The organism is Methylomonas sp. Uni0009, assembly GCF_054188105.3.
Window position 1 is genome coordinate 1,666,332 of the sequence record NZ_JBTAFN010000001.1, and the last position, 25,906, is coordinate 1,692,237.

Consider the following 25,906-nt stretch of genomic DNA (forward strand, 5'->3'; position numbering starts at 1 on the left):
GCAGAATTTAGGCGTAGTGATTAAAAATCTGCCGCAAGTAGGCGATAAAGGTTTGGTCATTGCATAAAGTTTTGCCGGGGGCGTCGGACAATTTCGCCACCGGGTCGCCGTTGCAGCGCACCAGCTTCATCACAATATTCAAAGGCTTGGGGCCGCCAAGATCGTTGGTTAAATTTGTGCCGATCCCAAAGCCCAACTGAATGCGATCACCAAAGTGCTGATAAAGACTGATTGCCTTGGGAATATCCAGTCCATCCGAGAACACCAAGCGTTTGCCATGCGGATTGATGCGTAGTTTTTGATAATGGCCGATGGCTTTTTCGCCCCAAATCACCGGATCGCCGGAGTCATGCCGCAGGCCGTCAAACAACTTGGCAAAATACAAATCAAAATCGCGCAAAAATGCATCCATCCCAATGGTGTCGGTCAACGCCACACCCAAATCGCCGCGAAACTCCTGCGCCCAATCTTCCAAGGCCATACGTTGAAACTCGCGCAGCCGCACCACGTGGGCTTGGTAGGATTGCAGATATTCATGCGCCATGGTGCCGATCGGCGTTAAACCAAATTTTTTGGCCAAATAGACGTTGGATGTGCCTTTAAACAAGCCGGGCACTTCGGTTTGAAAGGTCCGCACCACTTCTTCTTGCCAGCTACTCCAGGCGCGCCGCCGTAAACCAAAATCGAAAATCTCGAAGGCATGGGTTTTTGCGGGTTGCTCGGCAAAGGCTTTAAGGGTAGCTAATTTTGCCTGCAAGCGGCGTCTGCCTTCCGCCAGCAGCGCCGCTTGATCGAAGCGGCGAAAATACAGTTCCGAGACGATGTACAAACAAAATATCTCGAAATTCATCACATGCACTTGCGGACCCTGGGCTTGAATTCTCAGGGTGTCGCCTTCCGCAAATGCCTTGATGTATTTGCTTCTAAACCGAAACAAGGACAGGAACTCGATGAAATCGGGTTTTAAGTAACGTAGTTTGGCTAAATAGACCAACTCGTCGTCGGCAAATTGCAGCGAACAAAGGTGGTCCAGCTCTTGTTTGACATCAGCCAGCAAGTCGGCCAGCGGGTATTCCGGCGTACTCCGGCAGATAAAGTCGTATTCGGCGCTGGCTTCCGGGCGCTTATGCAGCATGGTTTGCCACATCGGAAATTTGTACAAATCGTTTTCGAGCAGGCTTTTGACGATGGGAGTCATGTGCATTCCTTAGTATGGGTTATTTTCGGGGACCAGTTCCAAAGCCATTTCGGCGCTGGTTGCCAAACGAATGCCTTGTGCGCGCAGTTCGGTAAAAAATTGTTCGACCGCCGCTTCGAATCCACTGATAGGACTCATGCAGTCCGTCAGGATCACTAGCTTGCGTTTTAGCTCGGCGGCGCCGAACTGCAAGATGTCGCTGATCGTCTCCTTGACGCAATGGCTGCTGGCTTGGCCGGCGATTAATAAACGATCCGACTCAGCGAGTATTTCCAGTAGTGCTCGATTCAACTGCGTGGCCTGATCGGCAGGGTCCGGGATGACGGCTTTTAGTGCGGAAAAGCTTTCCGTCCAAATGTTTTCGCCTTTTTGCGCCAGCGTAACGGGTTTGCAGGTTCGCGTTTCCCAATGGCTTAAGGCTTGCGCCAACTCGGGGTTAAGCTTGTGTCCCGGTGTCCCGATTAAACAATGCGGCGGCCAAAGGATAAAAGGCCGCTGCATCTGCTCCAGTTGTTGCAGGTAGTTTAGAACATAATCGTTTTGCTCCGGTGACACCGGTGTGACGGCCAGGCGATAACGGCCTGCTAAAAAGTCAGCGGCAGTCACCCGGGAAAATGGGGGTGGGGCTACACCCTCTGCAGTTAGCCAAGAGCTGTTGTGTGCCAGATCGATCATGTGATGGGTATCGAGCGTGGCGATAACGCCGGCAATGGCAAGTCCGGCTTGTTCAATCAACTGCGCCAGTCTCAGGCAATCCTGATAGGCGCCCGGCACGGGCAGGGCCGGAGCATAGCCTTCGGGGGTGTTATCGCAAAAGTCGTTTTGCGCATCAATGATCAGTAATTGAGTATTTGCCATGAGCTTTAACCTGCGACGATAGTTGAGATGGGCTTAGCTTAACCCTGTTAGTTACATAATGCAACTAACAAAAATTTATCGTGCGCTATTTTTTATGCAGGTATAGTTATAATTCTTTACTAACTAAGATGCCTCAAGTAGCCCAACTCAATATTGCTATGCTCGAACCCATTATTTCAACTGTTGATATTGTCTTGCTGATCATCCAAGAAGATCGCTTGTGCGTTACGCTGTCCAAACGCGACAAAGAACCTTACGCAAACCAGGAAGCCTTGCCCGGCGGGTATATTCACGCGCAAGACGATAGGGATTGCCTGGACGCCGCGGTACGCATCCTGCAACAAAAAACCGGTTTGCTGCCGCCCTATTTAGAGCAACTGAAAACCTTTGCCGGCGCAGCGCGGGACCCACGCGGCTGGTCAATCTCGGTGGTGTATTTTGCTTTGGTCGATGCCGATTTGATCTTGTCCGCAAACCATCCCGGCCTGACTATTTGTGCAGTGGATGCCTTGCGGCGCCTACCGTTTGACCATAACGACATCATTGCCGCGGCGGTGGAGCGGATTCGTAACAAGTCGCAGTATTCCTCCTTGCCTTGTTACTTGGCCGGTGAAACCTTTAGCTTGCCGAGATTGCAGAAAATGTACGAGGCTTGCTTAGGCGAGACCCTGAACAAAGTCAGTTTTCGACGAAAAATGGAGGAACTGGGGGTGCTGGAAACAGTAGAAGGGCAAACCGAAACAGCCGGCGCGCATAGGCCCGCGCAGCTTTATCGGTTGAAAAGCGAATTTAAAAATCAGTTAAAACTATTGGTGCGCGGATTATAGAGTCCGGCCTTTTTCGGCATCGCTTTTTTGCATTAAGCCATCCAGCGTCAAGCCGCAACTCGGCGCAAACGCCTGCATAAAAAACACTACTTCCGGCTGTTGCAATTCATGAATATTCTGAGCCAACTGCGCGGCGGCCATTTCAAACTCGGTGTTGCCGGCTTTGAGTTCGGCCTGGCATTTTAGATAAGCGGAAATCTTGTCGGCTGCTTTGATGATGTGCTGATGAACATCCGGCAGGTTTTCGTGTTGAATAAACGAGCGAAAATCCTCGCGCAATGCGCCCGGCAACAAGTTCAACAGCTCGGTTTCGGCCTGTTGTTCGATTTGCTTGTAAGCACCCAGAATCGCTGGCGAGTGGTATTTGATCGGCGTCGGCAAATCGCCGGTAATCACTTCGGTTACATCATGATACAACGCGGCGGTGGCGACCGCATTGGCATCGAGTTGGCCGTCAAAATAGCGATTTTTGATTAAGGCCAGCGTGTGGGCAATCACCGCCACTTCCCAGCTATGCTCCATGACATTTTCTTCATGGGCGTTGCGCTTCAAACCCCAACGCTTGATCCAACGCAAGCGCGATAGGTAAGCATAAAAACTGCTGCTAATGGCCGGCATTAATGATCGCTATAGGTTGTTGTGCAAACCTGGCGTTCATCGCAATGCACGGTTTTTTTGATGGTCGTGGGCTTTTTGGCAGATTGATTGGCGGCCAAGTTCTCCAGGCTGTCCACGTATTGGCTGGCCGGTCTGATGCCGGCTTGGTTATTGGCTAACAAAGTCAGCGTATTGCCGGTTTGCGTGATCTGGAAATATTTTAAAGTATTCATGCCAATCAACACTTCATCCAGGTGGTCGTTGATGTGCGCATCAAGATTTTTAATGACAGCACTACCCAGAACCAAGCTTGTGATTTGAGTCGCGCGATCCGCTACTTTGCCGCCAGCAGTATTGGATTGCACCACGCCGCCGAAGGGCAAACTGGCTTGGATTGCCATACTGCTCGGAATCACGGTTTTGGTCGCTCCGGTGTCGATTAGAAAAGGCATAGGCACATTATTGACTAACACCGTACCGCGAAAATGGCCTTGCGGGTCGGTTTTTAAAACCACGCCGCCGGCTTTGGGAGTAATCAGATTAGATTGTGGTTGGGCTTGCGGAGCCATAGCCGCCGGAAGCGGTATCTCCGTCTGCCTTTTGGACTGTTGGAACCTCAAAAAGGCATCGGCGCCGTACCACAGGGCGGCAATGGTTAAGACCGGAAACAAAAGATAGCGAATGCCGCTGTGACCGGATTTTCCGCGATCCCGCTGCGTCGTCCGATGAGCGACCACATCAGGGCCGGCAATATTAGACCCTGGTTGATATTTTTCCCGGTAGTAGTCGCGATCCTGTATGCCCATGTTCCGTTCCGACAATCTGCGTTCAGCGAAAAAACTCGTAGCATTCTCAGCTAGCGCCGATTATTACCTAAAACTTAGCATACCGGTGAGCGGGAGTGAGAAAACGGGGCTCCCGCTTAAGCGGGAGCAACGATGTTTGAGGGCCGGGTTAATAAAACCGGGTTAACCGGGTCCAGTGCCGATCAATCCACCGCTTATGCGAAATACAACGCGCGCAGCTCACTTTGCGATGCAGCGCTCAACTCTTTGCCATCGCTTTTGCGGGTGACTGTGTACACGCCTTTACCGAGAACGATTTCCTCGCCATCACTGGCAAAGCCAACGACGTTATGATTGGCGTCGAAAGGAATACGATGCAAACCGCCGTTGTGGCTGTTGAAGTCGGCGATAATACCCATATGCGGCGGGTTTTTTACCGAATCCCACCAAGGCAGCTTGCCGGCATCCTGCTCCCAAGTTTCACTCAAGGCTTCCGGCGGCAGGCAACGCTCGACCAGGCGCTGGCCGATCACAGCAAATTGCATACGCGCGATTTTCTCGGGTTCGGTGCCGACCATATCCCGCGTTTCCAGAATATCACCACTCAGATACGCATCGTTTGTTGAAACAACGCGGTTCCATGTGCCGTCAAGATTTTTGTGTTCAAACATTTTATTCCCCTTAGTCGATTTGATTTGGACAGGCATTAACCGCCAAGCAAAATCATGACCAATTTCCGCCGGTGCCAAAATTCGGCAATAACTGTTTGTTTTTAAAACTTAAGGCCGCTTCGAGTAAGTCTTCCGGCAGGCTCAAGGAGAAGCATATGTTATTGATTCCGTTCGTGGTAAGTTTGTCGGGCCGCCAGTGCAATCAATGTGTTAAGAGTTTCCTTGTAAATGCAAACCCAGCCCTTTCATCGCTATCTCAAAACCCGCAAAAAGCTCTATCTTCGGGAACGCTTGCCAACTGTCCGACAATTTATCGAATTCCCGACAAAAACGCTCAGTATCGTAAGGTCAATCTGAGTGAAGAGATGTCGAAAGCCTGATGCCCTTTTTCATGCTAAAGATCAATAGTTAGTTTTACAGTTACCAGCGTCCGCGTTGGTGATTCTCGAATCCCGGCATTTGCTGAGGTTGCGGTGGGTAGACAAAACCCCTTACTGGCGGTAACCCATAATAGTCGGCGGGAGCCTGATAGCCGGTCGGAGGCTGAGGAACGTAGCCGCGATAGCCGCCTCGATAGCCCTGAAAACCTTGATTGCCTTGATTTCTTTGATAGTCTTGAAAATCACGATCACGATCACGATCACGATCCTGTTCATAGTCATTGCTGTAATCGTCTCGGCGATTGTATTGCCGCTGCTCGGGTTGCTGCCGGTATTGTCGTTGCTGCGGTTGCTGACGTGGCGTGTAGACCCAGTCATCTTGATCGCCGAAGGCCGTGCCTGACAAAAGCCAGCCAAATACCAAAATTATCGCTTGCTTAACCATAAATCCCCCTAAAGTTGGATTTTAGTGAATACTCGTCAGTTTACTAAAAGATGGAGTCGGACTCAGTCATTTAGGTGTTGAGCGATTGTGCGCTCAGACCGATAAATATCTAAAAATTAAATATACATATGCAATTTAATCATTAATAAGCTGAGTGATTGCGCTGGCATAATGAAGTCACTTATCGAATATTATGAAGTTTAAGGTGATTGTCTATGAATTTAATGTATACGGCATCCGGTTTTGCCGTGGGTATGTTGGTGGGTGTTACCGGGGTTGGCGGCGGTTCGTTGATGACACCGCTTCTGGTGTTTTTGTTTGGCTTTAAACCGGCCGTCGCGGTAGGCACGGATTTACTGTATGCGTCGATTACGAAAACCGCCGGGGTGTTTGTTCATCACGGTAAGCACGGTTCGGTAGATTGGAAAATCGTCGGCTGGTTGGCGTTGGGTAGCTTGCCTTTTGCAGGTGTAACACTTTATGTGTTGAAAAATCTGATGGAGGTTGGCAAGGAAGTGACCGGTGCAATTACCTTTACCTTGGGTGTTGCTTTGTTGCTGACCGCTCTGGCCTTGCTGGTTCGCAGTATTCTGTTACGCAAAGCGTCCAAGAGTGCGGAGATTGATGACGAACACAGCAACCAGGGAAATAGTGGCCGATTTTCACCGCGCTGGGAAAAAGTTGCAACGGTTTTTACTGGTGCGGTGCTGGGGGTGTTGGTGACATTGTCGTCGGTTGGTGCCGGAGCTTTGGGAACCGTTGCTTTGCTATTTCTTTATCCAAGAATGACGACCTTGAAAATTGTCGGCACCGATTTGGCACATGCGATACCTTTGACCGCCGTGGCCGGTTTGGGACATTTGAGCCTGGGGAATTTCGATCTGGATTTACTGATTAGCTTGCTGCTGGGGTCGGTGCCGGGTATTTGGGTCGGCAGTCATCTAAGTGCGAAGATTCCCGAATATTTTTTGCGTCCGGTGTTAGCGACTTTACTGCTGGTGATAGGCTTAAAATTCGTATTGCAATAAGCCCAATCTGGTTTTCTGAATAAAAAAGCCGTGCTCGTCTTTGCGACGAGCACGGCTTTTTTTGTTTGCCTATTTCGGCGCGCGTTTGCGTTCGTTTTCAGTCAATAAGATTTTACGTAGACGAATTGATTTAGGTGTCACTTCGACCAACTCGTCATCGCTGATAAATTCCAAAGCTTGTTCCAGCGTCATTTTTTGAATTTTGGCGCAGGTCAAGCTGTCGTCAGATCCCGCCGCGCGAATGTTGGTTAAAGGTTTGGGCTTGGTCGGGTTAACCACTAAATCGTTACCGCGAGAATGGATACCGACCAATTGACCTTCGTAGATTTCATCGCCATTAACCACCAGCAACTCACCGCGAGCTTGCAGCGGATACAGTGAATAATCGACCGCTTTACCTTTGGCCATGGAAATCAACACGCCACGCACACGATTACCGACCGCGCCTTCTTTCACAGGGCCATAATGGTCGAATACGTGATAGAACAGGCCCGATCCGGAGGTTGCGGTCAGGAACTCGGTCTGGAAGCCCAATAGACCACGGGAAGGCACGACATATTCCAAGCGGATACGGCCTTTACCATCAGGTACCATATCTTTCAGGTCGCCTTTACGGTCACCCAATTTTTCCATGATGGTGCCTTGGTGCTGCTCTTCCACTTCAATTGTGACATTTTCAAACGGTTCTTGTTTGATGCCGTCAATTTCTTTGATGATCACTTGCGGGCGCGAAACGCCCAGCTCGAAACCTTCGCGGCGCATGTTCTCGATCAATACCGACAAGTGCAACTCGCCACGACCGGACACTTTAAATTTATCCGGATCGTCGGTGGTTTCAACACGCAGAGCCACGTTGTGCTGTAACTCTTTTTGTAAGCGGTCGTAAATTTGGCGAGTGGTAATGAATTTACCTTCTCTACCGGCAAACGGCGAATTGTTGACCTGAAAGGTCATGCTCACGGTCGGTTCATCGACCGATAGCGGCGGCAAGGCAACTACATTGTTAGGGTCGCACAAGGTTTCCGAGATTTTCAGATTCTCGATACCGCAGAAGGCAATGATGTCGCCGGCTTGCGCGGTTTCCACTTCAACGCGCTCCAAGCCATGGAAACCATACAGTTTCAGCATGCGGCCACTACGGGTTTTGCCTTCGTTATCGATAATGGTCAATGGCATGTTGCGCGAGACTTTGCCTTGCTTGATACGGCCGATGCCGATTACGCCGACGTAGGAGTTGTAATCCAGACTGATGACTTGCATTTGGAACGGTGCGTCCACATCAACCGGCGGCGGCGATACTTTATCGACAATAGTTTGAAACAGCGGAGTCATATCGCCGCCGGATACGTCGGCTTCCAGGCCGGCGAAACCATTTAACGCCGAGGCATACACAATCGGGAAATCCAATTGCTCATCGGTGGCGCCGAGGTTATCGAACAAGTCAAAAGTTTGGTCGACGACCCAATCAGGGCGCGCGCCGGGACGGTCTACTTTATTGATCACCACAATCGGTTTTAAACCCAAGGCAAAGGCTTTTTTGGTAACAAAGCGGGTTTGCGGCATCGGGCCGTCGACCGCGTCAACTAACAATAAAACTGAATCCACCATCGATAAAACCCGTTCAACTTCGCCGCCGAAGTCGGCGTGTCCTGGGGTGTCGACGATGTTGATGTGATAGCCGTTCCAGTCGATCGCGGTGTTTTTCGCCAGAATGGTAATGCCGCGTTCTTTTTCCAGCGCGTTGGAGTCCATCACCCGTTCGTCGACTTTGGTGTGCGCGTCGAAGGTGCCGGATTGCTGTAAAAGTTGGTCAACCAGGGTGGTTTTGCCGTGGTCGACGTGGGCGATGATCGCGATGTTTCTGAGTTTTTCTATCACAATAATTTACTAGATGATTTTTAAGGAACAGATAGGCCGAACGGACAAGCCGCCCAGCGGGATTTAGTTTTGGTTCGCGCGCGGGCGCGGACCGGTTGGCTGAGGGATTAACTTTGTTGCCAAGGCAAGCCGTGAAAACGCCAGCCACCGGTATTGCCGCGGTGTTTGTTTTCATCCAGCGGGCCTTCGAAGCCTTCCAGAATGTTGATCAGATGCTGATAACCTGCCGCTTCCAGGGCTTTGGCGGCGTCTACAGAGCGTTGTCCGCTGCGGCATAAGAGCAGTATCGGCGCGGCTTTATCTGGGGCGTGCTGTTGTACTTGCTCCACAAAACCCGTATTTAACTGCATGCCGGGAAATTCTTTCCAGGCCACATGAATGGCTTGCGGCGGGTGGCCGACAAAGCTGTGCTCAATGGCTGTCCTGACATCGATCAGTACCGCTGCCGGATTGCTTTGTAATACCGCCCAGGATTGTTTGGGGTCGAGATTTTCTATCATTAATTTACCGCTTTATTTTTGCCCGATAAAACAGGCTTCGTTTCTATTGCCGAATCGCACATCGCCGAGTTTTGCGTATTCTTGGTAAAAAACCACACTTAAGGGGCAGAACAGCCGCAATAATTCGTTGTTTTCCAGTAAATAATCGGGATTGCTGGGGCCTTGTTGGTCAAGTTTGTTGCGGGTAAATGTTTGATAAAACAGCAGGCCGCCCGGTTTCAAGGCTGCCATTATCGCATTACACAGGGTTCGGTCAAGAAAACGACTGATGACAATCACGTCGAAAGTTTGATTTGTAAGTGTTTCGGCGTAGATATGGCATTGCCGAGTGGCGATGGAAAGGCCTTTTTCGGCAGCCTGTTGTTGCAATATTCCCAGGCCGACCGAGGAAATATCCCAAGCATCGACGGCCAGTCCGGATCCGGCCAGTAATATCGCGTTGCCGCCGATGCCGCAGGCCAATTCCAGCGCTTTGCCTTGCTTGGGTAGCAAATACTGATGCCGCGCCAACACCTCGGCTGGCGCAGGTGCGGCGGTGGAATCTCGATAAATGGCGTCCCACTTGCTTTGTAGATCGGTCATGGGTTCATGCCGATTCTATGCGGTAGCCAGGCTTGAATAAACTCCAGAAACGAACGGACTTTGGCGGATAAATATTTGCGGTGTGGGTAAACCGCATAAATCTCCAGCGGCGCGATACCGTATTGCTCCATGACCACTTGTAAACGGCCTTGTTCGATGTCGCGACCGACGATGTAGCGCGGCAACATGATCAGGCCTAAGCCATTCACCGCAGCGTTGCGGATCGGATCGGCCATGTTGGCCTGCATCCGGCCTGTGACAGTAACGGTGCGTTCGCCGAGTATGCCCTTGAATCGCCACTTGTTACGGGGTGGGATCGCCCAGTTGATCAAGCAGCTGTGGTCTTCCAGGTCTTCGGGGTCTTGTGGCGTACCGTGTGCTTTGAGATATTCCGGAGAGGCGCATACGACCAGCGACGAGCTGGCCAGTTTTCGGGCCACCAGGCTGGTATCGTTGAGTTGTCCCAAATAAATAGCCAGATCGACGCCCTCATCGATTAAATCGACTTGTCCGCCTTTCAGCACCATTTCCACCGATAGGTCAGGGTAGTTTTTTAGATATTCGGTCAAGCCCGGCGAAATATGGCTGGCGCCGATGACTGGCGGTGCCAGAATTTTCAGTGTGCCACGTGGCTCTGTTTGCAGGTGAGTGATCGCCGATTCCATCTCGGCCACGTCCAGTAGGACTTGCTGGCAGCGCTCCAGGTAAGCCTCGCCGGCTTCCGTCAGGCTTAAGCTGCGGGTTGTGCGATTGAATAAGCGTGTGTTCAGTTCGCTTTCCAACTGCATAATATGTTTGGTAGCCATTGCTCTGGAAATATCGAGATCTTTGGCGGCTCCGGCAAAGCTGCCGGCTTTGGCGACGCGGACAAAGACATTCATGCTGGTTAGTTTGTCCATGGTATCTCCTGGAAAGTAAAAAATTCACCAAAAAGCGTTGACATTTTTATTGTTTCTAAATTGTATACAATTTATTTAGTAAAAGCCTAATTGTAAACTTTTTTCTATCCTGTATAGTGCGCTGCAACTGAAGAGCAAGCACATGAAGTCTTGTCAAGCGCAAGATTTAAAAATAGAGAATTTGAGCACAATGAACGACTTTAAAAAAGACATCTTAATCGGCGCTCTTTTTATTGTCGGTGTTTGGAGCTTTATTTCCGGCTTGTTCGTCATCTCTACTGTGCTGTTCGCTGTCACCTCCATATTTAGCAATATGTCGACTAAGGCGCTGCTGAATAGCTGATCCAAGAATTTGTAACTACCTCCTGGTGTTGTAATAACGAGCGGAACCTCCTTCTAAGCACTCCGCTGGTTTTTTTGCCTTCCTCTGCGCAAGCATAGGGAGGCTTTTTTTTGCCGATAGATTTTTTTTGGCTGCTTCGGCAACGTGCTATGATTTTGCAATTTTCAATCCAAACAAAAGCTAATGAGCGAAGTTTTACAGCAATTGGCCGAGGTTCTTGAGCAGCGCAAGTTGCAAACCGCCGATCAGTCCTACGTAGCCAGTTTATACGCCAAGGGCTTGGATCATATTTTGAAAAAAATCGGCGAAGAGGCTACCGAGACGGTGATTGCCGCCAAAGACGGCGATAAGGATAAAATTGTGTATGAAACTGCCGATCTTTGGTTTCATTGCATGGTGATGTTGGCGCATCAGGAACTCGGGCCGGAACATGTGATCAGTGAGTTGCAAAGGCGCTTCGGATTGTCCGGTTTACAGGAAAAAGCGCAGCGCGATATTTCCTGATAGTAAAAATTAAGGAGTGAACAATGGGTTTAAGCATCCCTCATTTATTAGTGGTTTTGGTTATCGTGATCTTGGTGTTTGGCACCAAGCGCCTGAAAAATATCGGCGCCGATCTTGGCGAAGCGATTAAGGGCTTTCGTTCTGCCGTTAAGGAAGGTAGCGAAGATAAGGCGATTGCAAGCAAGGAAGAGGAGCCTTTGGAAGGCGAAGTCACTAATAAAGAAAAAGACCGAGCTTAGTCTGCGATATGTTCGACGTCGGCTTTTCAGAATTGTTGATGGTGGGGTTGGTGGCGCTATTGGTGCTCGGCCCGGAAAAATTGCCGAAAGCGGCCCGCTTGGCTGGGTTTTGGGTAGGAAAAGCCCGTACTGTGTTGGCCACTGCTAAGGCGGAAATTAAACAGGAATTGCACGCTGAGGAAATGCGCCAGTTAATCCAGCAACAGTCCATAGCCGGCGAATTGCAGAAAGTGGTGCAGGATACTCAGTCAGCTCTCGACGATATTAACTTCAATGCTCAGGCAGCGACAGAAATCAATCAGGACGATGACAAGCCAAGCGCCGCTGGATAACGAGCAGTCATTTTTTAGCCATTTAGTCGAGCTGCGCGACCGCCTATTAAAGGTCGTGTTATGCGTGCTGCTGGTATTTGTTGGTACCGCAAGCTACGCCAACGAGATTTACGCCTATCTGGCCGAGCCACTGTTAGTGCACATGCCGAAAAACAGCACGATGATCGCCATTGATGTGGCCTCGCCGTTTTTCACGCCGTTCAAGCTTGCGTTTGTAGTGGCGGTGTTCGTTTCCATTCCCTTCATTCTTTACCAGTTCTGGGGTTTTGTGGCGCCCGGCTTATATCGCCATGAAAAACTGATGGTGGCGCCACTGTTATTGGCTAGTACGCTGTTGTTTTATAGTGGTGCGGCCTTCGCCTATTTTTTGGTATTTCCTCTGGTATTCGGCTATCTCACATCGGCGGCGCCGGCCGGCGTGGCGGTGATGACTGATATAGCCACTTATCTGGATTTTGTATTGGCAATGTTTTTTGCCTTCGGCTTATCGTTCGAAATTCCGATTTTCACTATCGTATTGGTCTGGACCGGCATCATCACCCCGGAAACGCTGTCTGAAAAAAGGCCGTATGTCATCGTTGGGGTGTTTGTCATCGCGATGTTTTTGACGCCGCCCGACGCTTTGTCGCAAACTCTGTTAGCGGTGCCGATGTGGTTGTTGTTTGAATCCGGATTGCTGTTTTCGCGATTGTTCGCCAAAAAAGAGTCGGCGGCTGAGGATCGTGAATAGTATCGCTCAGCGTTTCGCCTCGGTACGCAAGCAACTCCGTCAGGCCGAAATCGATGCGCAGCGTTCACCGGGGAGTGTGCAGTTATTGGCGGTCAGCAAGACCAAGCCCGCCGCCGATATTGCCGCAGCCTACCGTTTCGGTCAGCGCCATTTCGGCGAAAATTATTTACAGGAAGCCCTGAAAAAACAGCAGGAATTGGCGGCATTCAATATCAGCTGGCATTTCATTGGGCCGATTCAATCCAATAAAACCAAGCCTATTGCCCAGCACTTTGCCTGGGTGCACAGCGTTGATCGCCTAAAAATAGCCGAACGCCTCAGCGAGCAGCGTCCGGACTATTTGCCGCCTTTGAATATCTGCTTGCAGGTCAATATCAGCGATGAAGCGAGCAAATCCGGCATTGAATTGGCGGATTTGCCGGTACTGATCGAACAAGTCGGTAAGCTGCCCAATTTGCGTTTACGCGGGGTGATGGCGATTCCGGAGCCGCAGCAGGATTATCAGGCGCAATGCCTGCCGTATCGGCGGCTCTATCAGGCAGTGCGGCAACTTGATCGCCACGATCTCGATACTTTTTCGTTTGGCATGAGTGGCGATTTACAGGCAGCGGTTGCCGAAGGCTCAACGCTGGTGCGGATCGGCACGGCGCTGTTCGGCGAGCGTCCTAGCCAATAATTTGTTTTTCATGGATAATGCAGGGTATTTTCCGATAAATCCCCATTTTTCAACGCGATGAAACAAAAGCTGGAATCCCTGTTACAACAAGCCGTTACAGCCCTTAAAACTCAAGGTATTCTCGAAAACGATTTTATTGCGCAAATCAATTTGGAGCGCACCCGCGATGCGCAACACGGCGATTTCGCCACCAACCTGGCGATGTTGCTGGCCAAGCCGGCCAAACTTAATCCTAGACAGCTGGCCGAAAAAATCGTCGCGGCACTGCCGAGCGATGCGCTGATCACCAAGGTTGATATCGCCGGCCCCGGATTTATCAATTTCTTCATCAATCCCGATAGCCAATTTCAGGTCGTCAAACAGATACTGGATATCGGGTCGGAATACGGTTTGAGCAAGATCGGCGTTGGCAAGCGAGTGCAAGTCGAATTCGTTTCCGCTAATCCCACCGGGCCTTTACATGTCGGCCACGGCCGCGGCGCAGCTTATGGTTCTGCGGTGGCGGATTTGCTGGCGGCAGCCGGTTTTGAAGTCGAACGCGAATACTATGTGAACGATGCCGGCCGGCAGATGGATATTCTCGCCACCAGCGTCTGGTTGCGGTATCTGGAAGCCTGTGGCGAAGTTCTGCCTTTCCCTAGCAATGGCTATCGCGGCGAGTATGTCCGAGATATTTCCGCGAATTTGCATAAGAAAGCCGGCGACGCCTACCGCAGAGCTGCCGCGCTAGTGATGGCGGATTTGCCCGCCGACGAACCGCAAGGCGGCGATAAGGAAAAACACATCGATGCGTTGATCGACCGAGCCAAAGCCTTGCTCGGCGACGCTTATAAAGAGGTATTTCAAGCCGGTCTGGACGAAATTCTGGACGACATCAAAGACGACTTGGCTGAATTCGGCGTGAGTTATCAACAGTGGTTTTCCGAGCGTTCGCTGATGGACGATCATTCTGTTGAACAGGCTTTGCAGCGTCTGGATGCGGCCGGCTATCTTTATCAGCAGGAAGGTGCTACTTGGTTTGCCTCCAGTCGCCTGGGCGACGAAAAAGACAGAGTCGTGGTGCGCGACAACGGCCAGACCACCTATTTTGCCTCCGATATTGCCTACCACATGCACAAATTGGATCGGGGCTTCGATCAAATCGTCAATATCTGGGGGGCCGACCACCATGGCTATATTCCGCGCGTAAAAGCGGCGATGCAAGCCTTGGGCGCCGACGAATCCAAACTGAAAGTATTGCTGGTGCAATTTGCGATCTTGTATCGCGGCGACGAAAAAGTACAGATGTCGACCCGCTCCGGCGAATTTGTCACCCTAAGGCAACTGCGCAGCGAAGTGGGTAGAGATGCGTGCCGCTTTTTTTATGTGATGCGTAAATCCGAACAACATATGGATTTCGACTTGAAATTGGCCACTTCCAGAAGCAACGAAAATCCGGTTTATTATGTGCAGTATGCGCATGCCAGGGTGTGCAGCGTGTTGCGCCAGCTCGACGAAAAAGGCCGGCAACGCAATCCGCAGTTAGGTATGGAGCATCTGAATCTGTTGACCGAAGAGCAGGAAGCCGCGTTACTGACTACACTTTCCAAGTACCCGGAAACTTTGGAACGTGCTGCTGTGAATTACGAACCTCATCAATTGATTCATTACTTGCGTGAACTGGCCAATCAGTTCCACAGTTATTACAACGCGCACCAGTTTCTGGTGGACGACGATAAGCTCTGCAACGCACGCATCAATTTGATTTGTGCCGTGAAACAGGTATTGGTCAATGCCCTATCCCTATTGAAAATCAATGCACCCGAAGCGATGTAATGGCCAGAGACTATAAGCACCGCGTTCAAAGCCCCAGTTACACCAACAGTCGCAGAAAGCCGAAAAAGTCCTCGGTCCCACCTTGGCGCTGGTTGCTGGTCATCGCGCTGATTGTAGCTTTTGGGGTGTTTTTGAACATGATCCGCAAAATGGTGCCGGAGTTGGTGGCAGGCAAGTCGGAAGCGGAGATCCCGCAAGTAGTGGAAAAGTTAAAGCAGGAATTACCGGTCAAACCGCAAACTCAAGCCGCGGCCGTTGAGCCGGAAAAGCCGGCGGAGCCGCCGCAACCAGCGGAGCCGGAAGAACCGCGTTACGATTTTTATACCATACTGCCACAGGCGGAAGTCGTGGTGCCCGACTACGAAATCAAAACACGGGTGCGCGAGCAGCTAGTCGGCAAAACCAAGGCGGCCAAATACATTATGCAGGCCGGTTCCTTCCGGGAAGCGTCAGAAGCCGAGCGCCATAAGGCTAAGCTGGCATCGCTCGGCATAGAATCCCGGGTTGAGAAAGCTAAGGTCGGCAATGTTATCTGGCATCGGGTTAAGGTCGGTCCCTACGATAATCCCGCCAGCGTTTCCACGATTAAGGAATTGCTACAGAAAAACGGCATCGGTGTGATTGTTACCGAAAGCGGTCAATAAGCGTTCAAAAAAATCCAGGGATTTGCCTGGCATTGTTCAAGCAATTCTCCAGCGCAATGCTGTGTATACTGCGGTAGTAAATTAGATTGACTGGCTTGCTGTTTTAAGCTCTGATAACTTCAACAATTACGAGAGGAGAGGTCTTATGGTTAACAAAAAGACGATGGCGCTGATGGCTTTGGCGCTGATCATGCTGAGCGGTTGTAGCCGGGGTTTTCGGGCTAGCGAAGTCAAAGATGACGATTTGGTCGAGGTAAGCTACGAGGCTGTCGATCAGCTCCTTCTCGATTTGCGCGAGCCTTTGCCCAGAGGTAGTCTGGTGGTTATCAATTCGCTGGTTAATCTCGGAGAACTGGAGCAAACACTGGCGTTTGGCCGAATTGTCTCCGATCAAATTTCCTCGGCCTTTCATCGTTCCGGTTACCGGGTGATGGGTATGGAACTGCCTACCGAAATTTTTGCTAAAAACGAAGCCGGTATCCTGCAACTGCCTGATAAAACCAAGGAAGCTTTAAATAACGTCGGGGCTAAAGCGGTCGTCGTAGGATCGTTTGCTCCTGGCTACAACAATGTCTATGTGTCGCTAAGGGTTGTGGACATCGCCAGTCAGAACGTGATTTCTTCCACCGACTATTCTGTGTCGATGGGGCCGGATGCCAAAGTTTTGGTTAAAAAGCCGCCAGCACCCGCGCCAGCCAAGCCATAGCTCCCAACTATTAAGCGGATTGCCTTTAGGCAATCCGCTCCTCGCTATAGTTTAGCCATCAGGCTCGACGCACTAAAGTCCCCCTCTAATTACCCAGTTGCTCGTGGGCCAAGTTCTGTGCCAAATACCCAGAAATTGCCTGCGGCGTATCGAAATTGCCGTAAGCCAATAACAATTTAGCGTAAGCCGCTTCCAACGACGTATTCCAGATCATTTCCGCGCCCTCATCCAGTAACTCGCGAGTCGAGGCGTATGCGCTTTCCGAATATAGCGCCGGTGCCAGATAAATTTTGATGCCTTGCCCGGTGCAGCGTTTGACGAATTCCACCAGGCTGTATTGCTCTCCTGCTGCGGCAGAGGCGCAAGCCGTCCCGGAGTGGTAGAGGTCGTGCAGTACTGCATCGATCTTATCGAGATTGTAAGCAGCGTAATCCAGGCCTGGGTAAGGTCTGATCAACAATATTCGTTTGGAAAAATCGGGTTTAAGCGCAATCGGCGAGCGCGCGGCGGGCGCCAAATTTTGCAGAGAGTAGAAGCATCCGTTCTCGAAGCGCATCCAGGCCTGCGACTGCACGCTGATAAAATCGCTACTTAAGGGCAGGCAGGACGATAGTCGACTGCCGAGATGAATCAGCGTCGCTTGGCCTGGATTGCGATAAGGCACAAACACGCCGGCCAGACCAATTTGGCGGATAAATTCCACCGCACACAGAAAGTTCGCCACGCCGTTGGCTTGCGGGTTTTTCAGCGGCAAATCGCTGGAAACCAGCAGCAGCGGAATCGACAATCCATTGAAATACAGGCTTAGTGCGGCAGCACTAAAGGCCAGGCTGTCGGTACCGTGGGTGACGATGATGCCGGCGAATTGGCTTAAGTCCTCGGCTTCAATCGCAGCGATGATCTGGGGCCAGTGGCTGGGATGCAGGTTTTCGCTGAGAATCTGCAAGGGTTGCAAGGTTTTGAAGCTTACCGAATCCGGCTTGGCGTCGTGTTCCGCAAAACGTTGCAATAACTTAAAACCGGCGCTGCCGTCGGTATTGATGGTGTCGCCGCTGAGCTGCGAACCGATGGTGCCGCCGGTAAATATCAGCAGGATGTTTTTCTTCATAAACGATGGTTTCTAGTATGATGTTTTGCTCACAAAGCCCATCTTAAACACTCCGCATGAAAATATCACTGATCGTGGCGATGGCCGGTAATCGCGCCATTGGCCTGAACGGCCAAATGCCCTGGCATCTCTCGGCCGACTTGAAACGCTTCAAACAAATCACCATGGGCGCGCCGATATTGATGGGGCGTAAAACGTTTGAGGCCATCGGTCGGCCCTTACCGGGACGGGAGAATATCATTATCAGCCGCGACCCGAGTTATCAACAGCCCGGTTGCCGGGTGTTTGGCGACATCGATAGCGTGTTGCAATGCTATGCCGATAGCCCGGAGCTATTCGTGATTGGCGGCGCCACCTTATATGAAGCCATGCTGGCGTATGCCGATTATTTGTATCTGACCGAAATCCATAAAACCTTCGAGGGTGACACCTTTTTTCCGGAGATTGATGCCAGGCAATGGCGGGAGCTTGCCAGAGAGGACGTTGAAAATGATCAAGCCGTTGATTTCAGTTACAGTTTTTTAAAGTTGGAAAACGTCCGGCCTGGCTTTAGTGGCGTGCTGGATTTGCGCGGCCGCTCAGGATTAGGTGCGTTGTCATAAAACTGTCACATTTGCTTCATACTATTGTCACGCTAGGTTGGCAATATGAATCTTAAGTTTTAAACATTTCGAGAAAATATATGAAAAATACATTCAAGCTGAAATCGCTGGTTTTAGGATTTGGTTTTGCATCGGCCGCTTTAGTCGGCGGCGAAGCTGTGGCGGCTCCGGCGACTTTGGACCCCGCTTTGCCCGAATACGCGGCAGCCAGCGGCGTGTCCGGCAATATCTCCAGCGTTGGCTCGGATACTTTAGCTAACTTGATGACCTTGTGGGCCGAAGAATTCGGCAAGATTTATCCCAACGTCAACATTCAGATTCAAGCAGCCGGTTCTTCAACCGCGCCGCCGGCTTTGACCGAAGGTACCGCTAACCTGGGTCCGATGAGTCGGAAAATGAAAGACAACGAAATCGACGATTTCGAAAGCAAATACGGATACAAACCCACTGCGATTCCGGTTGCTATCGATGCGCTGGCGGTTTTCGTCAACAAGGACAATCCGGTTAAAGGCTTGAGCCTTCCGCAAGTGGATGCGATTTTGTCTTCAACCCGTAAATGCGGTTATGCCACTGACATCACCACCTGGGGTCAAGCCGGCCTGACGGGCGGATGGGCAAACAAACCTATTCAGCTGTATGGCCGTAACTCAGTGTCCGGAACATACGGTTTCTTCAAAGATGAAGCCTTGTGCAAAGGTGATTTCAAAAGTAACGTCAACGAACAGCCCGGTTCCGCGTCGGTCGTGCAATCGGTTACGACGTCGGCAAACGGCATCGGTTATTCCGGTATCGGTTATTCCACCTCGGGCGTAAAAGCCGTGCCTCTTGCCTTGAAAGACGGCCAGCCATTTGTTGAGGCTAGCCCGGAAAATGCCACTTCTGGTGCTTATCCCTTATCGCGTTTCTTGTATGTTTACGTGAACAAAAAACCTAACGAGCCGCTGGCCCCCATGGAAAAAGAGTTCATCAAAATGGTGTTGTCCAAAACCGGCCAACAAGTTGTGATCAAAGACGGCTACATTCCGCTGCCAGCCAAGGCAGTCGAAAAAGCTCTGACTCTGATTCAGTAATTACATCAGCCAAGGATGCCTGATAAAGGGACAATTCTGCATGGATGCAGCAAGGGATTGGCTAATACCAACAATGTCATTGCCCCTCTCGCCAAGTAATGGTGGATGATCTTGTATACTATCAAGCCGATAATTCTGTAGTTTTATCGGCTTTTTTGTCTCTGAAGGCGTTGCGATTGTTCGGCGCCGCTTTTTGTTAACTCACGATACCTAGTTATGACTGAAGTCCATTCCACTCAAGCGAAAGCCACGCTGTTTCAGACGGCGACCAGTGAGCGCTATCAGCGTTGGCGGCTAGTAAAGGACAAAATGGTGGCTCGTGGCGTCGTAGCCGGCGGGTTGAGTATTATCCTGGCGGTGGTGTTAATCTTTTTCTATTTGCTGTATGTGGTTTTCCCGATACTGATGCCCTCCCACGCGGAAGTGGTCGGCCGTTACGACGTGCCCGAGCAGGTGCTGGGCAATACCGTTTTCCTGTCGATGGAAGAACAGAACGAAGTGGCGGTGCGGTTTACCGACACCGGCAAAGCGATATTTTTTAGCGTTGCCACGGGTCAACTGATTCGCGTGGATGCCCTACCTATCCCCGAGCAAGTACAAATCACCAGTTACGCGCATGGCGGTGTCGATAAAGGGGTAATCGCCTTTGGTTTATCCGATGGCCGTGCCGTGGTCGTCAAGCATGATTACAAATTGTCTTATCCCGGAGGCAAGCGGGTCATTACCCCTGCTATTCAATATCCCTTAGGGGCCGAACCGCTGGTGGTGGATAAGCAAGGCCAGGCGCTAACCAAGTTGGCGGTGAAGTTGGGCGATAAAAACAGCACTTTGCTGGCTAAAACCGCTGATAACCGCATGGTGCTGAGCAGTCTCAGTAAGAAAGAATCGCTGTTCGACGATGAAGGCACTTGGGAAGCCACCGACTCCGTGGTCGAGATGGCCGCGGATGACGTGGATTTCATCCTGTTGGATAAAGAGTTGCGTAACCTTTACCTGGCCAGCCGTGCCGGGGATTTGACTGTCGTCGATATTCTCGACAAGAGCAAACCCGAGATCAAACATAAACTTAATGTGCTAAACCAAGGCGTGCAAATCAGCAGCATGGAGTTTTTGAACGGCGATATTTCTCTACTGATCGGCGACACCAGCGGCGTGATGGCCCAATGGTCAATGGTCCGCGACCAGCAAAACCATTTCAGCATCGAAAAGCTGCGGGCGTTTAAAGTATCCGACGCGCCGATTATTACCATCAATCCGGAACAGCGCCGCAAAGGTATGTTGGCGGCTGACGCCAACGGCGAGATCGGCATTTACAGTTCCACCGCCGAGCGGGAATTGATCAAGGAAAAAATCGCTGGCGGAAAACCTGTTTCCGTCACCTTATCGCCGCGCGCCAATGCCATGTTACTGCAAACCGAAGACGGCAAAATCAATCATTGGACTATCGAAAACGAACATCCGGAAGTATCGTGGAGCTCGTTATGGAACAAAGTCTGGTACGAAAGTTATCCAAAACCCGATTACATCTGGCAATCCTCGGCGGCCAGTAACGATTTCGAACCGAAAATGAGCTTGACGCCGCTGGTGTTCGGCACCTTAAAAGCCTCGTTTTACGCGATGCTGATGGGTGTGCCGCTGGCGCTGTTTGGGGCGATTTATACCGGTTACTTTATGGCGCCCAGCGTGCGCCAGTACGTGAAACCGGGCGTGGAAATCATGGGCGCCTTGCCGACCGTGATTTTGGGCTTTTTAGCCGGCTTGTGGCTGGCACCTTTCGTGGAAGCTAATCTCACCGGGATTTTTGCCTTATTGATGGTTGTGCCGCTGTCCGTGATGATTTTTGCCTATTTCTGGCAATTCGTACCGGAACAAACCCGCCACAAAATCCCCGACGGTTGGGATGCGGTGGTGTTGATTCCGGTGGTGATATTCGGCGCCTGGCTGGCTTTTCAGTTAAGTCCGACTATCGAAGCCTTATGTTTTAAAGGCGATCTGCGCACCTGGATGCGCGAGGAATTTGGTATTGGTTACGACCAGCGCAACACCTTGGTCGTTGGTTTGGCTATGGGTTTTGCGGTCATTCCGATGATTTTCTCCATCGCCGAAGACGCGATTTTCAGTGTGCCCAAGCATTTGACCACCGGCTCGTTGGCGCTGGGGGCTACGCCCTGGCAAACCATGACCAAGGTGGTATTGCTGACAGCCAGCCCCGGTATTTTTTCGGCGATCATGATCGGTTTCGGCCGCGCGGTTGGGGAGACGATGATCGTGTTGATGGCCACCGGTAATACCGCTGTTATGGATTTGAGTATTTTCCAGGGTCTGCGCACACTGTCGGCTAACATCGCGGTGGAAATGCCGGAATCGGAAGTCAACAGCACCCACTATCGCGTGCTGTTCCTGGCGGCTTTGGTGCTGTTTATGTTCACGTTTGTAGTCAACACGCTAGCTGAAGTCATTCGGCAGAATCTAAGACAAAAATACAGCTCATTATGATTAAAGCATGGTTTAAGAGCGGTTCGCCCTGGATATGGATGACCGCCGGCGCGGTCAGTTTGAATCTGATATTGGTGGTGGGCTTGCTGCTGCTGATTGCGGTGCGGGGCTTGGGGCATTTTTGGCCGGCCGACATTATCGAATATCGCTATCAAGATCGCGATGGCCCGGAGAGTTCCATTATCGGTGAAGCCGTGGCCACCTCCCTATTACCGGCCGCGCAAGCCAGGGCTGCCGGCCATGAGTTGCTGGATAACGGCGAATACCTGGTGCAGCATCTGGTAAAAACCGGTAACCGCGATATTCTCGGTAGCGATTTTCGCTGGATTCAGCAGCAATATATTCACAGCCAATCCACGCCGGATGATTTGATCATGGTCGAACGCCGTGAGTGGGGCAATTTCTACGGCCGCTTGTTGGCGGTTAAGGAAGACGGCGCGGTGATTGCGCAAGGCGAGCAGGCCTGGCAGGTGGCGCAACAAAAACTGGCGACAGTGTTGGAGCAGCACGACGACATCGATAGTTTACAAGACCACGAAGTCGGGGCGATCAACTATGAATTGGAGCGCTTGCGCTTGAAGCAGCGCGCGCTGGAACTGAAAAATGCCTGGAACGATGCGGCCAAGCAGGAATTTGCCGCGCAAAAGCAGACATACGAAAAACAATACCAAGCCATCCAGCAACAAATCGGCAAGTTGAGCAAGGAAAGCAAACGCTACAGCTTGGTGGTGGCGGAAGCCGGACAAAAAGAAATTAGCCTGCCCTTGAATCGGGTGGTGAAAATGACCCGCCCCAACACGATGAGCGTGCTGGACAAATGTATCGAATATGTCGGTAATTTCGCCACGTTTGTTAGCGATGAGCCGCGTGAAGCCAACACCGAGGGCGGTATCTTTCCGGCTATTTTCGGTACCGTGTTGATGGTAATGCTGATGGCGGTCGTCGTCACGCCGTTCGGCGTGATCGCCGCGGTTTATCTGCGCGAATATGCCAAGCAAGGCTTTATCACCCGAGTGATCCGCATTGCCGTCAATAACTTGGCCGGCGTGCCGTCCATCGTTTACGGCGTGTTTGGCTTGGGTTTTTTCGTGTATATCATCGGCGGCAACATCGACCGCCTGTTTTTCCCGGAAGCGGCCCCGGCACCGGTGTTCGGTACGCCGGGCTTATTATGGGCTTCGCTGACGCTGGCTTTGATGACCTTGCCGGTGGTGATCGTCGCTACCGAGGAAGGTTTGTCGCGGATACCCAAATCGATACGTGAAGGCAGTTTGGCGCTGGGGGCAACCAAAGCCGAAACGCTGTGGCGCACGGTATTGCCGATGGCTAGCCCGGCGATCATGACCGGCTTGATTCTAGCGGTGGCGCGCGCCGCCGGTGAAGTGGCTCCCTTGATGCTGGTTGGTGTGGTGAAATTGGCGCCGACCTTGCCTTTGGACGGCAACTTTCCTTATCTGCATCTGGACAGAAAGTTTATGCATTTGGGATTTCATATTTACGACGTCGGCTTCCAGAGCCCGAATGTCGAAGCGGCCAGACCTTTGGTTTACGCGACGTCGCTGTTACTGGTGATGGTTATTATCGGTCTGAATATGTTCGCTATCTCGATACGTAACAATTTGCGGGAAAAATACCGCGCCCTGGAAAATTAAATTCGCATATCCATCCGGAAGACTGGACCCTATATCATGACAACAGCCCAAAAGAATACCCACGCCATTGACATTAGCGCGTTGAAAAGGGAAGACAGAAAGAGCGTTGAGCAATTGGAAACCTGCATCAAAGTTGAAAATCTGGATTTGTTTTACGGCCAGAAGCAGGCCTTGCATGGCGTGAACATGGAAATGCCGCGTAAGAAAGTGACGGCCTATATCGGTCCCAGCGGCTGCGGTAAATCCACCTTATTACGCTGCATCAACCGGATGAATGATCTGGTCGACGGCGTCAGCATCAAAGGCAAGATTCTGCTGGATGGCGAGGATATTTACGATAAATCGGTAAACGTCGCGGCTTTGCGCCGGCGCGTGGGCATGGTGTTTCAAAAACCCAATCCGTTTCCGAAGACCATTTACGAAAACGTGGCGTACGGGCTGCGGATTCAGGGTATTAATGACCGGCGCATACTCGACGAAGTGGTGGAAAAATCCCTGCGCGGCGCCGCGTTATGGGACGAGATGAAAGACCGCTTGAACGATAATGCCTTGGGCATGTCGGGGGGGCAGCAACAGCGGCTGGTCATCGCCCGCGCCATTGCTATCGAGCCGGAAGTGATTCTGCTGGACGAACCTGCCTCGGCGCTGGACCCGATCTCGACGCTAAAAATTGAAGAATTGATTAACGAATTGAAAGAAAAATATACGATAGTGATCGTTACCCACAATATGCAACAGGCGGCGCGGGTATCCGATTTCACCGCTTTTATGTACATGGGCGAATTAATCGAATTTGGTGAAACCAGCGAGTTGTTTACCAATCCGGCAAAAAAACAAACTGAAGATTACATTACCGGCAGGTACGGCTAGGAGGTAAACAATGGATAACAGCAAAATCAAATCGCACATTTCCCGCCAATTCAACGAGGAGATGGAAGATATTCGCAACAAGGTGCTGACCATGGGCGGTCTGGTGGAACAGCAAGTCGATCTGGCGACCAAGGCTTTCATGGGTAACGACATGGAAAATGCCGAAAAAGTGGTGCTGCAGGATCAGTATGTCAACGAGATGGAAAAAGACATCGACCACGAATGCACCGAAATCATGGCCAAACGTCAGCCGGCGGCTTTTGATTTACGCATGTTGATCGCCACCATCAAAATCATCACCGACCTGGAGCGGATTGGCGACGAAGCCGCGCGTATCGCCAAAATGACCATGCGTCTGGAAGGTGCCGATTATTATCAAGACAAGTACTACGAAATCGAACATCTGCTGAATCTGGTCAAGGACATGCTGAACGGTGCTTTGGATGCTTATGCCCGCAACGATGTCGAGGAAGTGATTGCCATCACCGAGCAGGACGCCAAGGTTGATCGCGAATACACCAGCATCACCCGGCAGTTGATCACGCAGATGATGGAAAACCCGCGTAACATCACCCGAGCTCTGGATATGTTATGGGCTGCGCGCGCGCTGGAACGGATTGGCGACCACTCCTGCAATGTCTGCGAGCAGGTGATATACATGGTGAAAGGCAAGGATGTGCGTCATCTTAGCCGCGAAGAATTGGAGCGTACTGTTAATTCGGCTCGCTAGCGATAAGGTCAATTTGATTTAGGGTAACGGTTAATCCTTTACCCTGCTTTACTGATTTAGATACTTGGGGGTGCTGCTCACCAGTTTCAAAATCATTCGACGGCGCCGATGCAGATCCTTGTGCAGTGGCGAGTTCAGTAACTCATCAAGCCATGTTCAAAATTGCCCGGAAATTGCTGCCGGCAGCTACTCAATTAGCCGCGAACTGCGCAATAGCTTGGAACTAATCGTCAAACCTATTCGCGTTACATTTTTCAGTTGTATGACCGGTTGAACACGGAGGCCGTCGTTAGCCAGTCGGATCATGCCGCCCCGGTGTTCGAAATCGGTAATATCGCTGACCGTCAACACCGGAAAGGGCCTGACAAACTCCAGGGTCGCCGCGAGAATTCTTTCCTGTTGTGCCGGAATATAAATCACCTGGCATTCGTGCAATTGTTCGGGTATTGGGTCGATAACCATCTGCATCGGTAGATCGTTTACCCGCTCACCTTCGATCAGCTTGGCCAGTACGCCGGTGACCGGCGAATTGGCGTAACTGCAAAACAAAAATTCCTTGTGGGTGGTCGGCCAAGTAACGAAATAGGCAAAGTTATATAAGTACGCCGCTTTAAGTTCCGTCTCGTTAAAGCGCGGTTCACCCGCTGTGCCCGATGATTGCAGCGGCGGTAAACAGGCCAACAACAGCATTAACAGGCACCGCCGCGCAACCGCGCCGGTGCGTGTCACAACTTTGCGTAG

The 25,906-nt window shown here is 51.2% G+C and carries 29 protein-coding genes; 17 read left to right on the top strand and 12 right to left on the bottom strand.

Annotated elements, in window-relative coordinates; translation table 11 throughout:
- Window positions 1-7: 7 nt before the first annotated feature.
- The gene (pncB, locus tag ACWAU0_RS07770; protein ID WP_205452521.1) at window positions 8-1,198 is read right to left on the bottom strand and encodes a nicotinate phosphoribosyltransferase; all 1,191 of its coding nucleotides are present in this window, start codon (window positions 1,196-1,198) and stop codon (window positions 8-10) included.
- 9 nt (window positions 1,199-1,207) lie between these two features.
- A complete protein-coding gene (locus ACWAU0_RS07775; RefSeq protein ID WP_205452522.1) occupies window positions 1,208-2,056 on the bottom strand; it encodes a cysteine hydrolase family protein in 849 nt (282 codons plus the stop codon).
- A gap of 128 nt (window positions 2,057-2,184) precedes the next feature.
- Here ACWAU0_RS07775 and ACWAU0_RS07780 point away from each other — a divergent pair, with 128 nt between their 5' ends.
- Entirely contained in the window at window positions 2,185-2,883 is a 699-nt protein-coding gene (locus ACWAU0_RS07780) for an NUDIX hydrolase (RefSeq protein WP_205452523.1), read from the top strand.
- Here the strand turns inward: ACWAU0_RS07780 and yfbR are convergent.
- The 4 genes from yfbR to ACWAU0_RS07800 all read right to left on the bottom strand — a co-directional run bounded on the left by yfbR (window position 2,878) and on the right by ACWAU0_RS07800 (window position 5,761).
- Window positions 2,878-3,501 carry a 5'-deoxynucleotidase gene (gene yfbR / locus ACWAU0_RS07785; RefSeq protein WP_205452524.1) on the bottom strand — a complete coding sequence of 208 codons (624 nt, stop codon included), beginning with the start codon at window positions 3,499-3,501 and terminating at the stop codon, window positions 2,878-2,880. The two genes, ACWAU0_RS07780 and yfbR, sit on opposite strands and share 6 nt — an antisense overlap.
- On the bottom strand, window positions 3,501-4,286 hold the full coding sequence (locus tag ACWAU0_RS07790) for a retropepsin-like aspartic protease family protein (RefSeq protein WP_319961565.1): 786 nt from the start codon (window positions 4,284-4,286) through the stop codon (window positions 3,501-3,503). The genes yfbR and ACWAU0_RS07790 overlap by 1 nt, the downstream gene beginning before the upstream one ends.
- 194 nt (window positions 4,287-4,480) lie before the next feature.
- A complete protein-coding gene (locus ACWAU0_RS07795) occupies window positions 4,481-4,936 on the bottom strand; it encodes a hypothetical protein (protein ID WP_319961566.1) in 456 nt (151 codons plus the stop codon).
- 420 nt (window positions 4,937-5,356) lie between these two features.
- Entirely contained in the window at window positions 5,357-5,761 is a 405-nt protein-coding gene (locus ACWAU0_RS07800; RefSeq protein WP_458138838.1) for a hypothetical protein, read from the bottom strand.
- 215 nt (window positions 5,762-5,976) lie between these two features.
- On the opposite strand from ACWAU0_RS07800, the gene ACWAU0_RS07805 reads away from it, so the two are divergent.
- Complete coding sequence (locus ACWAU0_RS07805; protein WP_033156889.1) at window positions 5,977-6,789, top strand: sulfite exporter TauE/SafE family protein; 813 nt, start codon at window positions 5,977-5,979, stop codon at window positions 6,787-6,789.
- A 69-nt stretch (window positions 6,790-6,858) separates the two neighbouring features.
- Here ACWAU0_RS07805 and typA read toward each other — a convergent pair whose 3' ends face one another.
- The 4 genes from typA to ACWAU0_RS07825 form a co-directional block, all read right to left on the bottom strand.
- On the bottom strand, window positions 6,859-8,667 hold the full coding sequence (gene typA / locus ACWAU0_RS07810) for a translational GTPase TypA (protein ID WP_415879388.1): 1,809 nt from the start codon (window positions 8,665-8,667) through the stop codon (window positions 6,859-6,861).
- A gap of 107 nt (window positions 8,668-8,774) precedes the next feature.
- Window positions 8,775-9,167 carry a rhodanese-like domain-containing protein gene (locus ACWAU0_RS07815; RefSeq protein ID WP_319961570.1) on the bottom strand — a complete coding sequence of 131 codons (393 nt, stop codon included), beginning with the start codon at window positions 9,165-9,167 and terminating at the stop codon, window positions 8,775-8,777.
- Window positions 9,168-9,179: 12 nt separating this feature from the next.
- The gene (locus ACWAU0_RS07820; RefSeq protein WP_458138839.1) at window positions 9,180-9,749 is read right to left on the bottom strand and encodes a class I SAM-dependent methyltransferase; all 570 of its coding nucleotides are present in this window, start codon (window positions 9,747-9,749) and stop codon (window positions 9,180-9,182) included.
- Window positions 9,746-10,648 carry a LysR family transcriptional regulator gene (locus tag ACWAU0_RS07825; protein ID WP_020484211.1) on the bottom strand — a complete coding sequence of 301 codons (903 nt, stop codon included), beginning with the start codon at window positions 10,646-10,648 and terminating at the stop codon, window positions 9,746-9,748. Before ACWAU0_RS07825 ends, ACWAU0_RS07820 begins: the two co-directional genes overlap by 4 nt.
- A 142-nt stretch (window positions 10,649-10,790) precedes the next feature.
- Between ACWAU0_RS07825 and ACWAU0_RS07830 the strand changes: the two genes are divergently transcribed.
- From ACWAU0_RS07830 to ACWAU0_RS07870, 9 genes are all read left to right on the top strand, one after another.
- A complete protein-coding gene (locus ACWAU0_RS07830; RefSeq protein ID WP_319961571.1) occupies window positions 10,791-10,991 on the top strand; it encodes a hypothetical protein in 201 nt (66 codons plus the stop codon).
- A gap of 183 nt (window positions 10,992-11,174) precedes the next feature.
- Window positions 11,175-11,495, top strand: coding sequence for a phosphoribosyl-ATP diphosphatase (locus tag ACWAU0_RS07835; RefSeq protein WP_171697187.1), 321 nt, complete (start codon window positions 11,175-11,177; stop codon window positions 11,493-11,495).
- Between the two features lie 23 nt (window positions 11,496-11,518).
- On the top strand, window positions 11,519-11,734 hold the full coding sequence (gene tatA, locus ACWAU0_RS07840; protein ID WP_033156884.1) for a Sec-independent protein translocase subunit TatA: 216 nt from the start codon (window positions 11,519-11,521) through the stop codon (window positions 11,732-11,734).
- An 8-nt stretch (window positions 11,735-11,742) separates the two neighbouring features.
- Complete coding sequence (tatB, locus tag ACWAU0_RS07845; protein WP_026602621.1) at window positions 11,743-12,066, top strand: Sec-independent protein translocase protein TatB; 324 nt, start codon at window positions 11,743-11,745, stop codon at window positions 12,064-12,066.
- Window positions 12,041-12,796, top strand: coding sequence for a twin-arginine translocase subunit TatC (tatC, locus tag ACWAU0_RS07850; protein ID WP_205452536.1), 756 nt, complete (start codon window positions 12,041-12,043; stop codon window positions 12,794-12,796). The genes tatB and tatC overlap by 26 nt, the downstream gene beginning before the upstream one ends.
- The gene (locus tag ACWAU0_RS07855) at window positions 12,789-13,472 is read left to right on the top strand and encodes a YggS family pyridoxal phosphate-dependent enzyme (protein WP_458138840.1); all 684 of its coding nucleotides are present in this window, start codon (window positions 12,789-12,791) and stop codon (window positions 13,470-13,472) included. Before tatC ends, ACWAU0_RS07855 begins: the two co-directional genes overlap by 8 nt.
- 57 nt (window positions 13,473-13,529) lie before the next feature.
- Window positions 13,530-15,287, top strand: coding sequence for an arginine--tRNA ligase (gene argS / locus ACWAU0_RS07860; protein WP_458138841.1), 1,758 nt, complete (start codon window positions 13,530-13,532; stop codon window positions 15,285-15,287).
- Entirely contained in the window at window positions 15,287-15,931 is a 645-nt protein-coding gene (locus tag ACWAU0_RS07865) for an SPOR domain-containing protein (RefSeq protein ID WP_458138842.1), read from the top strand. The genes argS and ACWAU0_RS07865 overlap by 1 nt, the downstream gene beginning before the upstream one ends.
- Window positions 15,932-16,076: 145 nt before the next feature.
- Window positions 16,077-16,637: a FlgO family outer membrane protein gene (locus ACWAU0_RS07870; RefSeq protein WP_033156879.1), complete on the top strand. Its 561-nt coding sequence runs from the start codon at window positions 16,077-16,079 to the stop codon at window positions 16,635-16,637.
- 85 nt (window positions 16,638-16,722) lie between these two features.
- Here the strand turns inward: ACWAU0_RS07870 and ACWAU0_RS07875 are convergent, their stop codons facing one another.
- On the bottom strand, window positions 16,723-17,745 hold the full coding sequence (locus ACWAU0_RS07875; RefSeq protein WP_458138843.1) for an asparaginase: 1,023 nt from the start codon (window positions 17,743-17,745) through the stop codon (window positions 16,723-16,725).
- A gap of 56 nt (window positions 17,746-17,801) precedes the next feature.
- Between ACWAU0_RS07875 and ACWAU0_RS07880 the strand changes: the two genes are divergently transcribed.
- The 6 genes from ACWAU0_RS07880 to phoU all read left to right on the top strand — a co-directional run bounded on the left by ACWAU0_RS07880 (window position 17,802) and on the right by phoU (window position 25,165).
- Window positions 17,802-18,347: a dihydrofolate reductase gene (locus ACWAU0_RS07880; RefSeq protein ID WP_458138844.1), complete on the top strand. Its 546-nt coding sequence runs from the start codon at window positions 17,802-17,804 to the stop codon at window positions 18,345-18,347.
- Between the two features lie 80 nt (window positions 18,348-18,427).
- Window positions 18,428-19,417: a PstS family phosphate ABC transporter substrate-binding protein gene (locus ACWAU0_RS07885; RefSeq protein ID WP_458138845.1), complete on the top strand. Its 990-nt coding sequence runs from the start codon at window positions 18,428-18,430 to the stop codon at window positions 19,415-19,417.
- 216 nt (window positions 19,418-19,633) lie between these two features.
- Entirely contained in the window at window positions 19,634-21,913 is a 2,280-nt protein-coding gene (locus tag ACWAU0_RS07890) for an ABC transporter permease subunit (RefSeq protein ID WP_319961580.1), read from the top strand.
- A complete protein-coding gene (pstA, locus tag ACWAU0_RS07895) occupies window positions 21,910-23,565 on the top strand; it encodes a phosphate ABC transporter permease PstA (protein ID WP_458138846.1) in 1,656 nt (551 codons plus the stop codon). The genes ACWAU0_RS07890 and pstA overlap by 4 nt, the downstream gene beginning before the upstream one ends.
- A gap of 36 nt (window positions 23,566-23,601) precedes the next feature.
- A complete protein-coding gene (gene pstB / locus ACWAU0_RS07900) occupies window positions 23,602-24,435 on the top strand; it encodes a phosphate ABC transporter ATP-binding protein PstB (protein ID WP_033156874.1) in 834 nt (277 codons plus the stop codon).
- A 10-nt stretch (window positions 24,436-24,445) separates the two neighbouring features.
- Window positions 24,446-25,165 (top strand): phosphate signaling complex protein PhoU, encoded by a 720-nt coding sequence (gene phoU, locus ACWAU0_RS07905; RefSeq protein WP_033156873.1) that lies wholly within the window; start codon window positions 24,446-24,448, stop codon window positions 25,163-25,165.
- A 186-nt stretch (window positions 25,166-25,351) separates the two neighbouring features.
- On the opposite strand, the gene ACWAU0_RS07910 is transcribed toward phoU, so the two are convergent.
- Entirely contained in the window at window positions 25,352-25,894 is a 543-nt protein-coding gene (locus tag ACWAU0_RS07910; protein WP_319961584.1) for a YfiR family protein, read from the bottom strand.
- Window positions 25,895-25,906: the final 12 nt, after the last annotated feature.